Genomic DNA, 14,897 nt, shown 5'->3' with positions numbered 1-14,897 from the left:
TTAATTAGCTTAACAGGACCTCGAAAAACCGTGGCGAGCGGCAGTTTCGGTCGGGAAGCGCAGCCGTACTTGCCGTACGGCGAGCATCGCAGACCGGAAATGCCACGCGCAGCAGGTTTTTCGAGGTTCCACTACAGGCCGAGCGGGTAGGAACCCAGCACCTTGAAGAAGGCGGCGTTGGCCTTCAGCTCGTCGAGCGCGCGCGCGACCGGCGCATCCTCGACGTGGCCTTCGACGTCGACGTAGAAATAGTATTCCCAGGTGCCGATGCGGGCCGGGCGCGATTCGAAGCGCGTCATCGACACGCCGTGCGTGGCCAGCGGCGCCAGCAGCCTGTAGACGGCGCCGGCGCGGTTCGGCACGGCCAGCACGATCGAGGTGCGGTCCTGGCCCGAGCGGCCGGTGGCCTGGCGCCCGATCACGACGAAGCGGGTGCGGTTGTGCGGGTCGTCCTGGATGTGCGCCTGCACGACGCCCAGCTGGTACTGCTCGCCCGCCATCTCGCTGGCGATCGCGGCGACGGTCGGATCCTGGCTGGCAAGCACCGCCGCCTCGGCATTGGAGGCGACGGCGCGCCGCTCGATGCCCGGGTGATGCTGGTTGAGCCAGACCTGGCACTGGGCCAGCGCCTGCGAATGCGCGCACACGACGGTGACGCCGTCCATGCTGCCGGTGCGGGTCATCAGGCTGTGGTGCACGGGGATCGAGACTTCGCCGCTGATGATGGTCGTGGTGGCCAGCAGCAGGTCGAGCGTGCGGTTGATCGCGCCCTCGGACGAGTTCTCGACCGGGACCACGCCGAAATCGGCCGTGCCGGCCTCGGTGGCGCGGAACACTTCGTCGATCGACACGCAGGGCAGGCCTTCGACGGCGCTGCCGAACTGCTGGAACACGGCCTGTTCGCTGAAGGTGCCGGTGGGGCCGAGGTAGGCGACCGTCACGCGCTTTTCGAGCGCGCGGCAGGACGACATGATCTCGCGGAAGATGGTCTGCACGTCCTGGTCCTTGAGCGGACCGGGATTGCGCTCGGCCACGCCGCGCAGCACCTGGGCCTCGCGTTCGGGGCGGAACACCGGGGCCTTCGTCTCGGCCTTGACGTGGCCGACTTCCTGCGCGACCTTGCCGCGCTGGGACAGGAGGTCCAGGATTTGCGCGTCGATCGCATCGATCCTGTCGCGCAGGGGTTTGAGTTTGTCTGTCATTGTCTGCTCATGTGATGCGGTTCGCGGCACGCAATGGTGGGCACGGGGTGCCCACCCTACGGGTTCGACGATGTCGTAGGGTGCGCACCCCGTGCGCACCGGAGCGACGGCGTTACCGGCCCGCGAATTCGTTCAAATAATCGACCAGGGCGTGCACGCCCTCGATCGGCATCGCGTTGTAGATCGATGCCCGCATGCCGCCGACGGACTTGTGGCCCTTCAGTTGCAGCAGCCCGCGCGCCTTGGCGCCGGCCAGGAATTGGTCGTTCAGGGATTCGTCGCGCAGGTAGAACGGTACGTTCATGCGCGAACGGTAGGCGGGCGCGACGCGATTCCGGTAGAAATCGTCGGCGTCCAGCGCGGCGTACAGCAGGCGCGCCTTCTCGATGTTGCGGCGCTCCATCTCGGCCACGCCGCCCAGTTTTTTCAGGTGCGCGAACACCAGGCCGGCGATATAGATCGCGTAGGTCGGCGGCGTGTTCAGCATGGAGTCGGCGTCGGCCACGGCGCGCCAGTTGAACACGCCGGGGCAGATCGGCAGCGCGCTGTCGAGCAGGTCGTCGCGCACCAGGGCCAGCGTGAGGCCGGCCGGGCCGATGTTCTTCTGCGCGCCGGCGAAGATCACGCCGTACTGCGCCACGTCGATCCGGCGCGACAGGATGTGCGAGGACATGTCGGCGACCAGGGGCACGTCACCCTGCACCGTCGGCGCGAAGTCGAACTCGACGCCGTCGATGGTCTCGTTGGTGCACACGTGCAGGTAGGCCGCGTCCGGCGTGAGCTTCCACGTGTCCTGCGGCGGCACGCCGGTGAAGCCACCCGCCTCGCCCGACGCCGCCACGTTCACATTGGCGTAGCGCCGCGCTTCCTTGATCGACTTGCCCGACCAGGAGCCGGTGTGGACGAAGTCGATGGTCGCCGGCCGGGGTTTCCGGCCCAGCAGGTTCAGCGGGACGATGGCGTTCTGCCCGAGGCCGCCGCCCTGCATGAACAGGACCTTGTAGTTAGCCGGCACGTCCAGCAGTTCGCGCAGGTCGGCTTCTGCCTGCCTGTGGATGGCGATGAACTCGGGACCGCGGTGGCTCATTTCCATGACGGACATGCCGCTGCCGTGCCAGTCGAGCATTTCATCCGCGGCCTGCTGCAGGACTTCGCGGGGCAGGACAGCGGGACCAGCGGAGAAATTGAAGATGCGGCTCATGGCTGCCCCGCCACGCCCTGCGCGTCCGCCATGATCTTCTGGATCCGCGGCATCATGACGCGGTTGCTGATCTCCATGGTCTGCTGCATCAGCTTGGGCATGTTCGCCAGCATCTTCTGGCCCAGCGGCGACGCGTAGAACGTCGACAGCTGGCGCACCTCGCCCAACGTATAGGTGCCGGCATACAGCGGCACCATCTCGGCCATCATGTCGTCGGCCAGCGTCGGATCGGAAAACAGCGTGCGCATCTCTTCGACGAGGCGCGGCAGCGACTCCTTGACGCGCGCGCGCGCCTCGGCCTTTTCCTCGGCGCTCATGCGGGTGTCGCCGTCGATGGCGCCCAGCAGCGAGGCCTGCATCTGGAACGGCATCTGCTGCTCGGCCTGGCGCAGCGAGGCCGCCATCACCTTGCGCATCTTCATCGCCGCCAGCATCTCCCTGGTCGCCGCCACGACGGCGGGATCGAGGGCCGGCGCGGCGGCCGGCGCGGCAAACGCGGCAGGCGGCGCGAACGAGACGAGGATGGCGGAGGCGATGGCGACGAGATGTTTCTTCACGAAATTCCTTGAGGAGGCAGTGCGGGGGAACCCGATTTTCGCACGAAACTTGCAAAAAATCCTCATTGGCCTGCATGTTGCGGCATCCGGCGGCCATGCATACCGAATATTCGCCCGGCGGCAGGCATGAAAAAAGCCGCGGGCGCTGGCGCGCTCCGCGGCTTGTCGTAGGGTGCGTACGGGGTGCGCCCCCTACGGAGCCAACCGTTTTATTCCGGCGCCGGCTCCAGCTCGGTGTCTTCCAGGTCGGTCTCGACCACGCGCTGCAGGCCGGACAGGCTGGTGCCGTCCTCCACCGCGATCAGCGTCACGCCCTGGGTGGCGCGGCCCATCTCGCGGATCTCGGCCACCCGCGTGCGGATCAAGACGCCGCCGGTCGTGATCAGCATGATCTCGTCCTGTTCCTCGACGAGGGTGGCGGCGACCACCTTGCCGTTGCGCTCGGTGGTCTGGATCGCGATCATGCCCTTGGTGCCGCGGCCGTGGCGGGTGTATTCCGCGATCGGCGTGCGCTTGCCGAAGCCGTTCTCGGTCGCGGTCAGCACCGACTGCTTCTCGTTCTCGGCCACCAGCAGCGCGATCACGTTCTGGCCTTCGTCCAGGTTCATGCCGCGCACGCCGCGCGCCGTGCGGCCCATCGGACGCACGTCGTTCTCGTCGAAGCGCACGGCCTTGCCGGCGTCGGAGAACAGCATCACGTCGTGCTGGCCGTCGGTCAGCGCCGCGCCGATCAGGAAGTCGCCGTCGTCCAGGTCGACGGCGATGATGCCGGCCTTGCGCGGGTTGCTGAAGTCCTTCAGCGGGGTCTTCTTGACCGTGCCGAGGCTGGTCGCCATGAACACGTAGTGGTCTTCCGGGAAGCTCGAGTTCTCGCCCGACAGCGGCAGGATCACGGTGATCTTCTCGCCGTCCTGCAGCGGGAACATGTTGACGATCGGCTTGCCGCGCGAGTTGCGCGAGCCCTGCGGCACTTCCCACACCTTGAGCCAGTACATGCGGCCGCGGTTGCTGAAGCACAGCATGTAGTCGTGCGTGTTGGCGATGAACAGCTGGTCGATCCAGTCCTCGTCCTTGGTCGCCATGGCCTGCTTGCCGCGCCCGCCGCGCTTCTGGGCGCGGTATTCGGAGATCGGCTGCGACTTCATGTAGCCGGTGTGCGACAGCGTGACCACCATGTCCTGCGGGGTGATCAGGTCTTCGGTTTCCAGGTCGCTGGCGTTGTGCTCGATCGCCGAGCGGCGGGCATCCTTGCCGTTCTCGGTGTAGTCGGACTTGATCTGCAGCATTTCGTCGCTGATGATCTGCGTGACGCGCTCCGGCTTGGCCAGGATATCCAGCAGGTCGGCGATGTGCGCCATCACTTCCTTGTACTCGTTGACGATCTTGTCCTGCTCCAGGCCGGTCAGGCGCTGCAGGCGCATCTGCAGGATTTCCTGGGCCTGCTCGTCGGACAGCTTGTACAGGCCGTCCGGCTGCATGCCGTAGTGCTTCGGCAGGTGTTCCGGACGGAAGGCCTCGATGCCGCCGGCCGCGCCGGTCTCGGTGCGGTTGAGCATCTCGCGCACCAGCGAGGAATCCCAGGCGCGCTGCATCAGCTCGGTCTTGGCGACCGGCGGGGTCGGCGCGGCCTTGATGATCGCGATGAAGTCGTCGATGTTCGCCAGCGCGACGGCCAGGCCTTCCAGCATGTGGCCGCGCTCGCGCGCCTTGCGCAGCTCGAACACGGTGCGGCGGGTGACCACTTCGCGGCGGTGCGACAGGAAGCACTCCAGCATCTGCTTGAGGTTCAGCAGCTTCGGCTGGCCGTTGACGAGGGCCACCATGTTCATGCCGAACGTGTCCTGCAGCTGGGTCTGCTTGTACAGGTTGTTCAGCACGACTTCCGGCACTTCGCCGCGCTTGAGTTCGATGACCACGCGCATGCCCGACTTGTCGGACTCGTCGCGGATGTCGGAAATGCCTTCCAGCTTCTTGTCGCGCACGTTCTCGGCGATGCGCTCGAGCAGCGACTTCTTGTTGACCTGGTAGGGCAGCTCGTCGACGATGATCGCGATGCGGCCGCCGTCCTTGCCGTATTCCTCGAAGTGGGTCTTGGCGCGCATCACCACGCGGCCGCGGCCGGTGCGATAGCCGTCGCGCACGCCCGAGACGCCGTAGATGATGCCGGCGGTCGGGAAGTCGGGCGCCGGGATCAGCTCGATCAGCTCGTCGATCGTGCAATCCGGGTTCTTGAGCACGTGCATCGCGCCGTTGATCACTTCCGACAGGTTGTGCGGCGGGATGTTGGTCGCCATGCCGACCGCGATGCCGGACGAACCGTTGATCAGCAGGTTCGGGATGCGGGTCGGCAGGACCGTCGGCTCTTTTTCCTTGCCATCATAGTTCGGCTGGAAGTCGACGGTGTCCTTGTCGATGTCGGCCAGCAGTTCTTGCGAAATCTTGTCGAGGCGGCACTCGGTGTAACGCATCGCGGCGGCGGAGTCGCCGTCGATCGAACCGAAGTTGCCCTGGCCGTCGACCAGCGTGTAGCGCAGCGAAAAGTCCTGGGCCATGCGCACCAGGGTGTCGTAGATCGACGCGTCGCCGTGCGGGTGGTATTTACCCATGGTGTCGCCGACCACGCGCGCGCACTTCAGGTATGGACGGTTCCACACGTTGTTCATCTCGTGCATCGCATAGAGCACGCGGCGGTGCACCGGCTTGAGGCCGTCGCGCACGTCCGGCAGAGCGCGGCCCACGATCACGCTCATCGCGTAATCGAGGTAGCTCTTGCGCATCTCTTCTTCCAGGGAAATTGGAACTGTTTCTTTTGCGAATTGATCCATTGGCGGGTCGACTGCTTTCAGGCTGTGATTGTGAATTCCAAGCCTGTGATTTTACCACGCGCGCTATAGCAGCAGCACATTTACGCCGCAAGCCGCCGCGATGATAAAAGCGCACAATTAACCGATTGACACATGCCTGTCATAAACCTTCGTCAAGCTTGCACGCTGCTAACAACACGTTGTTGCGCAGAAACAACGTAGCAAAACCCATGCACCGCAATTGCGCAGCCATCGGTCGTGTGAACGTGGCGCATGTGGCAAAATGGCCGAGAAGTTAATTGCTTGTTTCACAATGCGAAACGGACGGGCCCGCGCGGATGTTAGTATTCTGCTCACAGAATATGCCCTCGTGAAAACGCTGTCGTTATCAAACTCATACCGATAAACGGTTCGCATCGCGAAGATTTTACCGAAAGGAAGAAAAAATATGAAAAAAATGGCAACCCTCGTGCTGGCAGCCACGGCAGTGATGGCCGGCAGCGCGTTCGCGCAAAGCGCGCCGCCGTACGCGCCGCTGACGACCGACATCCAGGCCAAGACCCCGTACAGCGCCTACGTCCAGGATGCCCGCGGCGTGATCGCCCGCAATCCTTTCGGTCTGTGCTGGCGCACCGGCTACTGGACCCCGGCCGACGCGGTCCCGGGCTGCGACGCGCCGCTGTGCGTCGAACCGGAACGCCTGGAAAACGGCAAGTGCGTCGCACCGCCGCCGCCGGCCGCTCCGGCACCGGCTCCGGCACCGGCCCCCGCTCCGGCACCGGCACCGGTCCCGACCTCGGAAAAGGTGAGCTACTCGGCCGACGCCTTCTTCGACTTCGACAAGGCAGTCCTGAAGCCGGCCGGCATGGCCTCGTTGGATGACCTGGTCTCGAAGCTGAAGGACATCAACCTGGAAGTCATCATCGCCGTCGGCCACACCGACTCGGTCGGCACCGATGCCTACAACCAGAAGCTGTCGGTGCGCCGCGCCGAAGCCGTCAAGTCCTACCTGCAGGGCAAGGGCGTGGAATCGAGCCGCATCTACACCGAAGGCAAGGGCGAAAGCCAGCCGGTCGCCGACAACAAGACCGCCGAAGGCCGCGCCAAGAACCGTCGCGTGGAAATCGAAGTCGTCGGTACCCGCAACAAGTAATCCCAGCCGAGCTGACCGAGAACCCCGCTGCGGCGGGGTTTTTTTATGCGCGATTTTCGTCGCCCGGGCCTGCGTACCGCAGCAATTCCGCTATTATTTGACCTATGACTACGACTACCAACGCCGATCCTGTAGAGATCCAGAAATTCAGCGAACTGGCCCACCGCTGGTGGGACCCGACTTCGGAGTTCCGTCCGCTGCACGAGATTAATCCGCTGCGCCTCGAGTGGATCAATGCGCGCGTGCCGCTGGCCGGCAAGAACGTAATCGACATCGGTTGCGGCGGCGGCATCCTGGCCGAATCGATGGCGCGCAAGGGCGCCACCGTGACGGGCATCGATTTGTCGAAGAAGGCGCTGAAGGTCGCCGACCTGCACAGCCTGGAGTCGGGCGTCGAGGTCCGCTATAAGCTGATCGCCGCCGAAGAGATGGCCGAGCAGGAACCGGGCCAGTACGACGTCGTGACCTGCATGGAAATGCTGGAACACGTGCCGGATCCGGCCGCGATCGTGCGCGCCGCCGCCACCCTGGTCAAGCCGGGCGGCCACGTGTTCTTCTCGACCATCAACCGCAATGCCAAGGCCTACCTGTTCGCCGTCGTCGGCGCCGAATACGTGCTGCGCATGCTGCCGCGCGGCACCCACGACTACGCCAAGTTCATCACGCCGGCCGAACTGTCGACCTTCGCGCGCAGCGCCGGCCTGCACGTCGACGGCCTGAAGGGCCTGACCTACAATCCGCTGACCAAGATCTATTCGCTCAACCAGGATACCGATGTGAACTACATGGTCGCCTGCCGCATGCCGCTCTGAGACCCCGCTTCATGACCTTTCCTTCCCGCCTGCCCGCCCCGCGCGCCATCCTGTTCGACCTCGACGGCACGCTGGCCGATACGGCGCCCGACCTGGCCGCCGCCGTCAACTGGCTGCGCACCGAGCGCGGCCTGGCGCCGACGCCCTACGAGATCCTGCGTCCGACCGCCTCGGCCGGCGCGCGCGGCATGATCGGCGCCGCCTTCGGCCTGGCGCCCGGCGACGACGGCTACGAGGAATTGCGCCTGCAATGGTTCGACCGCTACCAGTCGGCGATGGCCGAGCACAGCACGCTGTTCGACGGCATCGACGAACTGCTGGCGGGCATCGGCGCGGCCGGCATGGCCTGGGGCATCGTCACCAACAAGCCGGAACGCTTCACCAATCCGCTGGTGCCGCAGATCGGCCTGGCGCACGCCGGCTGCGTCGTCTCGGGCGACACCACCGGCTTCGCCAAGCCCCACCCCGCCCCGCTGCTGGAAGGCGCGCGCCGCCTGGGCATCGACCCGCAGCACTGCTGGTACGTCGGCGACGACCTGCGCGACATCGAGGCGGGCCGCGCGGCCGGCATGGTGACGGTGGCCTGCAACTGGGGGTATTGCGGCGCCGTCGATCCCGCGACCTGGGGCGCCGACTACCTGCTCGACACGCCGCGCCACCTGCTGGGTACGCTCAACGACCTGGTCGAGGCGGCCCGCGCGGCGGAAACCGCGGCCTGACCTCCTGCCCGAAGCGCCACCAGCAGCGTGGCGCGATCGGCGGCGGCGGCCCCGCTCCTGGGGGCCGCCTTTTTCTTGCCTGCGCATTCGTCGGTTAGTTGCAGAAAACATCGCGATCCCTTTCCTCTGGTATTCCCGAGTCCGCTTACACATCTTTACGATTGATACAGCGGACCGTCTAGCTCTGCCGGGCCGCTTTCACTACGCTAGCGGCATAGGACAACACATCGTTTCAGGAGCGCAGACCATGGAAGCAATCAAGAGCACCCGTATCCACCCGCTGATGGCGGCAGCCGCCGTGTCGGTCATCGTCGTCAGCCTGGCCGGCACGGCCGCCATCACCGGCCTGCTGCCGAGCTCGCGCGGCGCTTCCGAGGTGCCGGCCAGCGCGATGCAGCCCGTGGCCTACGCCGGCGCGCCCGCCGGCGCCCTGCCGCTGGCGGGCGCGCCGGGTGCCCCGGCCGCCGCCCCGGCGCCGCAAGCCATGGCCGCCGTCCCGGCAGGCTACGCCCAGCCCGCGACCGCCTATGCGCAACCGGCGGCCTACGCCCAGCCGATGGTCGCGGCCGCCCAGCCGGCGCCCGTCGTGATCAAGGAAACGGTGATCAAGGAAGTCCCGGTCAAGCAGGCCGCCCCGAAGCCGCGCCCGGTCCGGCACCAGGCCAGCTACGCTTACGACAATGCGCCGGTCTACCGCGAACCGGCGCCGCGTCCGGCACCGCAACCCAACTACGTGGCGATCGGCACCGGCGCCGTGGTCGGCGGCCTGCTGGGCAACCAGGTCGGCAGCGGCAATGGCCGCAAGCTGGCCACCATCGCCGGCGTCATCGGCGGCGGCATGCTGGGCAACCAGATCGCCAACCAGAATCGCTGAGCGCCGCCCCGCGACCGGCACCGAAGGGCCGCCATGCTAGTGCATGGCGGCCCTTGTTGTTTCGCCTTTGCGGAACACGCTGACGATGATGTCGCTGGGGAATACCTTCAGCAGCGGGATCGTGCACAGCACGGCCGCGTACTGCAGGTGCAGCGCCGCTCCCGACAGATCGCCCGTGCACGCCATCCGCTCCCGCAATCCCCGGGCGCGCACCGACGGCAGTTCCTGCGTATGGACGAGATCGAAGCCGTGCCCGGCCACCAGGCGCGCGAGGTTGTGCGGCCGGAAGTAATGCACGTGGGGCGACGGCAGTCCCTTCTGCCACAGCCGGTCGAACGGTCCGCGCCACCCGGCGCGCGCGAACGCCTTGGCCAGGCGGTAGAAGAAGCCGGCGCTGTTGGGCAGGTTGAGGATCAGGAGGCCGCCGTCGGCCAGGCGCGCATGGCAGGCGTCGAGCGCCGCGCCGATGTCCGGGATGTGCTCGATGACGTCGTTGAACACGATGACGTCGAAACGCTCCTCCGCCTCCAGCGCGTCGGGAAAGAAGCCCCGGCGCACCGGCAGGCCGCGCGCCAGCGTGCGGCCGCCGACGACGGCGTCGGGCTCCACGCCCAGCACCTCGAAATGGTCGCGCGCCGTTTCCAGGAACCAGCCGTGGGCGCATCCGACGTCGAGCAGGCGCCGTGCCCCGGGCCGCGCGTGGCGGCGGGCCAGCGCGACGATGTCGCGAAAATTGTCCTGCCGCAGCGCCTTGAGGCCGGCCTCGCGCTTGCCCTCGTCGAGCGGCACCTCCGTGCTCGCCGCATTGATGGCGCCCTCCAGCGCCGCGCTCTCGTAGCCGCAACGGCGACAGGAGGCATGCCAGCTGGCCAGCCCGGCGCGCTGCGCATGGCCACACACGATACACGTCATGGTCTCTCCCATTTTATTATCGTCGGTGCATCTTCTGGAGCGTCAAATGATAGTACACATTCAACGTGGACAGTTCGCCCGTGGGCATACTTTTGCTTACATCTTTCCCTGCCCGCAGCGCTGCACGCGCGCGCGGTTTGGAGTACAATGACCTCTCCTCAGCTGGGGGCGACCAGGTTTCGACGTGGGTTGCAAAGCAGCGCAGGGCATACCGAGGACTGGTTACCTCGTAAATACATCCAGAAATCAATAACTGCAAACGATAACTCGTACGCACTCGCAGCTTAATTGCTGCTAGCTCTACACCACCTCGCCCCTGGGGTGTGCCGCAAGGCTCGTAGAGTCATTTACAGGGGCTAGGACTCGACTGGGTTACCGGGTTGTTTCCGAAATTTAAGGTAACTCGCTTGTACACAGGGTGCACATCCCCGTTGTACCGGTTAAATCAAAAGATAGTGCTAAGTATGTAGAACTGTCTGTAGAGTGCTTGCGGACGAGGGTTCGATTCCCTCCGCCTCCACCAATTACCTGTTTCAAGAAGTCTCAAGAAGTCCCGAAACCCGCATCTCTCCTATGAGGAATGCGGGTTTTTTGTTTTTTATTGTCTCTGAAAGTCTCTGGACATCTCAGATTTTTGACGGTACTTTTGACGGCATCTCAACAGTACCTGATGGCGGATACCGTCAAAGCCCATGCCTAAGCTCGTCGCTCCCCTTACTGATCTACAGCCGCGTAATGCAAAGCCTAAGGACAAGCCCTACAAACTCGCTGACGGTGGCGGCCTTTATCTCCTGGTAACCCCTGACGGCGCGAAGTATTGGCGACTGGACTACCGTTTTGATACGGCCCGCAAGACTCTGGCTTTCGGCAAGTATCCCGAGGTAACGCTAGCGGGTGCGCGCATCAAGCGTGCAGACGCTCGCAAGTTGCTCGACGCCGGCATTGATCCTGGTGAACAGCGGAAGGCAATGAGAGCCTCCCGGTCCGACCGGGCGGCTAATAGTTTTGAAGTGGTAGCCCGGGAGTGGTTCGAGAAGCAGCGAGGGGGCTGGGTGGCCAGCCACGCGGACAAGATCATCGCTCGCCTTGAAAACGATGTGTTCCCCTGGATCGGCGCTCGACCGATTGCCGAGGTAACGGCGCCCGAGCTGCTGGGGGTCATCCGCCGAATTGAGGGCCGTGGCGTTCTTGAAACCGCACATCGCGCCTTGGCCAACTGCGGCCAGGTGTTCCGGTATGCGGTGGTGACTGGCAGGGCCGACCGTGATCCCTCAGGCGATCTACGCGGTGCGCTTCCTGCGATTGCAAGCCGCCGCACTCATTTCGCGGCCGTGACCGAACCGAAGCACGTTGCCGCCCTGCTCCGCGCCCTGGACGGCTACAAGGGGACCTTCACCGTATGCAGCGCTCTCAAGCTGGCTCCGCTGTTCTTCGTTCGCCCTGGTGAGTTACGCCATGCGCAATGGGCTGATTTTGATCTTGAAAACGCCGAGTGGCGGTATATCGCCAGCAAAACCAAGACAGCTCATGTTGTGCCCCTGGCGACACAGTCCCTTGCCATCCTGCGCGATCTCCACAGCTTGACGGGTGAAGGTCGCTTCCTGTTCCCAAGCCCTAGGACAAAGGACAGGCCCATGAGCGACAATGCGATACTGTCGGCTATGCGGCGCATGGGGATCGACAAGGATGAGATGACGGGCCACGGTTTCCGTGCCATGGCCCGTACGATCCTTGATGAGGTACTCAAGTTCCCGGTCGACCATATCGAACACCAGCTGGCCCACGCTGTACGGGACCCAAACGGCCGCGCATACAATCGCACGACTCACCTGCCGCAACGGAAAAAGATGATGCAGGCATGGGCTGACTATCTGGACGAGCTCAAGGCCGGTGCGCCTGTTGTGCCATTGCGCGCTGCCTAGCCTTCACATCGTTCACACCCTTCATTCACACCTTTCATACCCTTCACAAACCGTGTCCAGGCACGGTTTTTTTTCGCGAAATCGACCTAGACGAGCGAAGCCAGACAGAAAAAGTCCTGGTGGCACGGTGGCAAAGAAAAGTACCTGTATAAGTATATGATTCTATTAATTATTTTTGCCACCAAAGTACCTACTATTTTCGGTGGCAAGTTGGTGGCAAGCTGGTGGCAGAGTAAAGCGCCCCTCTTTTCTGGGACTAAGCGCGAAGGGTTTTCCCGCAGCCGCCTACTGCTGCCCGCGCTCCTACACTGCAAAAGTCGCATTGAGACAACATGAGATGTTAAGTGTCGAGTCCCGCCCGATCATACACGCGTTTAACGAATAACTCCGGCCGCTTCTGCTGCCATTCCTTTAGTGCGAGAATGGGTGTTTTGCTGCCGATGGCGCGTTGTGGAATGTGGTGGTTGTACAGCTTCAGATAGTTCAGCAAAGTGGCCTGTAGATCAGCCCGGCTATCGAAACGGGTTTGCTGAAGCAATTCATTGATGCGCCCGTTGAAGCGCTCGACCATGCCGTTGGTTTGCGGATGGCGTGGCGGCGCCAAACGATGCTCGGCAGGCAGGGCTGCACAAGCGATGTCGAAGGCATGCTTCCCACTGGGCTTCTTGTCTTTGGTAGCGAAACGGTCGGTAAATTGCGAGCCGTTGTCGGTAAGGATCTTGCTGATTTTGATGGGCGAAGCCAGCTTGAGCCGACGCAGGAAATCGACACTGCTCGTATCAAGCATGTCGCCGTAGATGTGCATGAAAACCCAGCGCGTTGCACGGTCGATGGCGACGAACAGATAGCGGCGCGAGGTCTCGTCCGGCATCTGCGGCAGGTACTTGATGTCGATGTGGATGAAGCCCGGCTAGTAGTCCTTGAAGGTCTTCTTAGGCAGGATCTTCTCGCCCTCGGCCGTCGCAATCAAGTCCGTCAGGCGCGACATGCCTTCGCGCTTGAGCAGGCGCGCAATGCCCGCTCGCGAGACGGCCGGGTTGATGTACTGTTTTGTGATGAACAGCAGGTCGTCGAGCGGCAGGTAGAGCGACTGGCGCAGAGCCAGGACAATGGCTTCCTGGGCCTGGCTCAAGGTCGTATGCAGCGTGTGAGCGCGGTGCGAGCGATCCTGCACATCGTCGCGCCCGAGCCACTTCTGTGCAGTGGCTCGCGTGATGTTGAAAACCTTGGCGGCTTCTCTAGAAGACAGGCCAGAATCCTTGATCTCCTGACGGATCTTCGGTGTGGTACGGGCTTGCGGGTGAATGCGTGAACTCATGCTGTCAATTGCTCCTGGTGCGATTGAATGCCGGGACTGCTGAACCCAGCAATCAAGTCGCCGAGCATAGCCTTTGCACGAAACAAAGGCCAGCTACGGCGAGGAATATGATCGCACGAAACTAAACACCTAGCACCCAGCAGGTCAAAGCGGCGCGCTTCAAGCTTGAGGATTGCATTGCAAGCCGCGCGCTGAATGAGGCAACGGCCGAAGACGAGGTTCAGGCCCGCAGAGAGCTGGAAAGCGCGGAAAAAACCTTGAATGCAGAGCAAACTGCGTTTGACGCTGCGCGTCTTCAAGTAGCTGGTCTGAACCGGCGTCTGGAAGTCGCACGGCAAGCCGAAGCCGCGGCAAAACAGGCGCTCGCGGATATAGAAGTGGAGTGGCTTCGCGAAGAAATGCGTATTACCGACGAGGCATACACCAAACAGGCCCACGAGATTTACCAAAGTTACCTGCGCATCGCGGCCTGTGTAAATGCGCTCAAAAGCCATGGCGTTGCAGCATCTCACTTTTCGACCTCCGAAGAGCTAGCAATTCCTGCAATCGGGCCTGTTTCGTGCGATGCGGCATGGCACAAGCGGGGCGGCCAGTCCGGCCATGGCAAGCTACTGATCGATGCCCATCGCCTGAACTTCAATCAGACCGCCAACGACGACGTAAAGCGTGACCTAGAGCAGGCGAAGTCTGTCAGCAAAACATCGAAACCCAGCCGTTTCGCTAAGGTTGTCGCAGGCCTCATTCCTGGCACGCAGGAATGATCAGGAAGCGCTACAGCAGGCGAGATAAGTTTCAGTCTGCTCCGGCGGCGCTTACTCCAAAACTCGCCTGGACGCATGCAGTCTAGCCCTGGTTCAAAAACGACCGACCTCCTAATATCGCTGCTCATGGTGGCGTTGCTCAAAACAGCCCCTGCTGTTGCGATTAAAACGGTCAAAAAATCTTCTTCACACTTAGATAGCAAAAAAGATGCTCATGAATAAAGATCAAATTGAAGCCGCTTTCCCCGAGGCTGCGGCGCAGCTGCGCGCGGAAGGCGCGGCACGTGCGATTGAACACGGCCGGCTACAGGCCACTCGAAATCGTGAGCGCCTAGATGCATTGGCAAAGCAGTACATGGCCGCAAATCCAGGCGTCGACTATATTGCAGCCTACAAAGCGGTTGGCGGCGTATGAGCGAGCAACAAGCAGCAGGGCAGCTTTGGCGCCGCCCTATGGTCGAGATTCAAACCGGACTTTCACGAGCTGAGATCTATCGTCGCATGCAGCTAGGAACGTTTCCAAAGCCTGTGAAGATTGGTGTACGGATCGTGGCATGGGAGTCCTTATCAGTCCAAGCTTGGATGAAGTCGCTCCCATCGCAAGGCTGAGTGCATAGCCATGTACAACGACAAGCGCAAGCGCTGAGCTCTGATGCCGCAGA

Annotated in this window: 13 protein-coding genes, 1 other RNA gene and 1 pseudogene; 9 read left to right on the top strand and 6 right to left on the bottom strand. The window is 63.2% G+C overall.

From position 1 onward, the window contains the following. Positions 1-131 precede the first annotated feature (131 nt). The 4 genes from pheA to gyrA form a co-directional block, all read right to left on the bottom strand. A complete protein-coding gene (gene pheA / locus QZ749_RS03620; RefSeq protein WP_296943344.1) occupies positions 132-1,202 on the bottom strand; it encodes a prephenate dehydratase in 1,071 nt (356 codons plus the stop codon). 112 nt (positions 1,203-1,314) lie between these two features. Continuing rightward, positions 1,315-2,403 (bottom strand): 3-phosphoserine/phosphohydroxythreonine transaminase, encoded by a 1,089-nt coding sequence (gene serC / locus QZ749_RS03615; protein WP_296943341.1) that lies wholly within the window; start codon positions 2,401-2,403, stop codon positions 1,315-1,317. Further along, the gene (locus QZ749_RS03610; protein ID WP_296943337.1) at positions 2,400-2,960 is read right to left on the bottom strand and encodes a DUF2059 domain-containing protein; all 561 of its coding nucleotides are present in this window, start codon (positions 2,958-2,960) and stop codon (positions 2,400-2,402) included. Before QZ749_RS03610 ends, serC begins: the two co-directional genes overlap by 4 nt. A gap of 209 nt (positions 2,961-3,169) precedes the next feature. Beyond that, positions 3,170-5,785 carry a DNA gyrase subunit A gene (gyrA, locus tag QZ749_RS03605; protein ID WP_296943334.1) on the bottom strand — a complete coding sequence of 872 codons (2,616 nt, stop codon included), beginning with the start codon at positions 5,783-5,785 and terminating at the stop codon, positions 3,170-3,172. A 427-nt stretch (positions 5,786-6,212) separates the two neighbouring features. Here gyrA and ompA point away from each other — a divergent pair, with 427 nt between their 5' ends. From ompA to QZ749_RS03585, 4 genes are all read left to right on the top strand, one after another. After that, the gene (gene ompA, locus QZ749_RS03600) at positions 6,213-6,917 is read left to right on the top strand and encodes an outer membrane protein OmpA (protein WP_296943331.1); all 705 of its coding nucleotides are present in this window, start codon (positions 6,213-6,215) and stop codon (positions 6,915-6,917) included. 104 nt (positions 6,918-7,021) lie between these two features. Beyond that, positions 7,022-7,729, top strand: a complete 708-nt coding sequence (gene ubiG, locus QZ749_RS03595) for a bifunctional 2-polyprenyl-6-hydroxyphenol methylase/3-demethylubiquinol 3-O-methyltransferase UbiG (RefSeq protein WP_296943328.1) — start codon at positions 7,022-7,024, stop codon at positions 7,727-7,729. A gap of 11 nt (positions 7,730-7,740) precedes the next feature. Further along, the gene (locus QZ749_RS03590) at positions 7,741-8,448 is read left to right on the top strand and encodes an HAD family hydrolase (RefSeq protein ID WP_296943325.1); all 708 of its coding nucleotides are present in this window, start codon (positions 7,741-7,743) and stop codon (positions 8,446-8,448) included. Between the two features lie 247 nt (positions 8,449-8,695). Beyond that, positions 8,696-9,322 carry a glycine zipper 2TM domain-containing protein gene (locus QZ749_RS03585; RefSeq protein WP_296943322.1) on the top strand — a complete coding sequence of 209 codons (627 nt, stop codon included), beginning with the start codon at positions 8,696-8,698 and terminating at the stop codon, positions 9,320-9,322. A 36-nt stretch (positions 9,323-9,358) separates the two neighbouring features. On the opposite strand, the gene QZ749_RS03580 is transcribed toward QZ749_RS03585, so the two are convergent. Continuing rightward, positions 9,359-10,234, bottom strand: coding sequence for a class I SAM-dependent methyltransferase (locus QZ749_RS03580; protein ID WP_296943319.1), 876 nt, complete (start codon positions 10,232-10,234; stop codon positions 9,359-9,361). 164 nt (positions 10,235-10,398) lie between these two features. On the opposite strand from QZ749_RS03580, the gene ssrA reads away from it, so the two are divergent. Next, positions 10,399-10,757: a transfer-messenger RNA gene (ssrA, locus tag QZ749_RS03575) on the top strand. 169 nt (positions 10,758-10,926) lie between these two features. Further along, positions 10,927-12,156 carry an integrase arm-type DNA-binding domain-containing protein gene (locus QZ749_RS03570; RefSeq protein WP_296943316.1) on the top strand — a complete coding sequence of 410 codons (1,230 nt, stop codon included), beginning with the start codon at positions 10,927-10,929 and terminating at the stop codon, positions 12,154-12,156. A gap of 340 nt (positions 12,157-12,496) precedes the next feature. Here the strand turns inward: QZ749_RS03570 and QZ749_RS03565 are convergent. Continuing rightward, positions 12,497-13,474, bottom strand: a pseudogene (locus QZ749_RS03565) (IS481 family transposase). Positions 13,475-13,731: 257 nt separating this feature from the next. Between QZ749_RS03565 and QZ749_RS03560 the strand changes: the two are divergent. The 3 genes from QZ749_RS03560 to QZ749_RS25630 all read left to right on the top strand — a co-directional run bounded on the left by QZ749_RS03560 (position 13,732) and on the right by QZ749_RS25630 (position 14,844). Next, positions 13,732-14,235 (top strand): hypothetical protein, encoded by a 504-nt coding sequence (locus QZ749_RS03560; protein WP_296943314.1) that lies wholly within the window; start codon positions 13,732-13,734, stop codon positions 14,233-14,235. A gap of 208 nt (positions 14,236-14,443) precedes the next feature. Continuing rightward, positions 14,444-14,650, top strand: coding sequence for a hypothetical protein (locus tag QZ749_RS03555; RefSeq protein WP_296943313.1), 207 nt, complete (start codon positions 14,444-14,446; stop codon positions 14,648-14,650). Next, on the top strand, positions 14,647-14,844 hold the full coding sequence (locus QZ749_RS25630; RefSeq protein WP_373896778.1) for a helix-turn-helix transcriptional regulator: 198 nt from the start codon (positions 14,647-14,649) through the stop codon (positions 14,842-14,844). Before QZ749_RS03555 ends, QZ749_RS25630 begins: the two co-directional genes overlap by 4 nt. The last annotated feature ends 53 nt before the right edge of the window (positions 14,845-14,897 follow it).

This window comes from uncultured Massilia sp., assembly GCF_913773735.1.
GTDB lineage: Bacteria > Pseudomonadota > Gammaproteobacteria > Burkholderiales > Burkholderiaceae_D > Telluria.
This window is presented reverse-complemented; position numbering and strand designations above follow the sequence as displayed.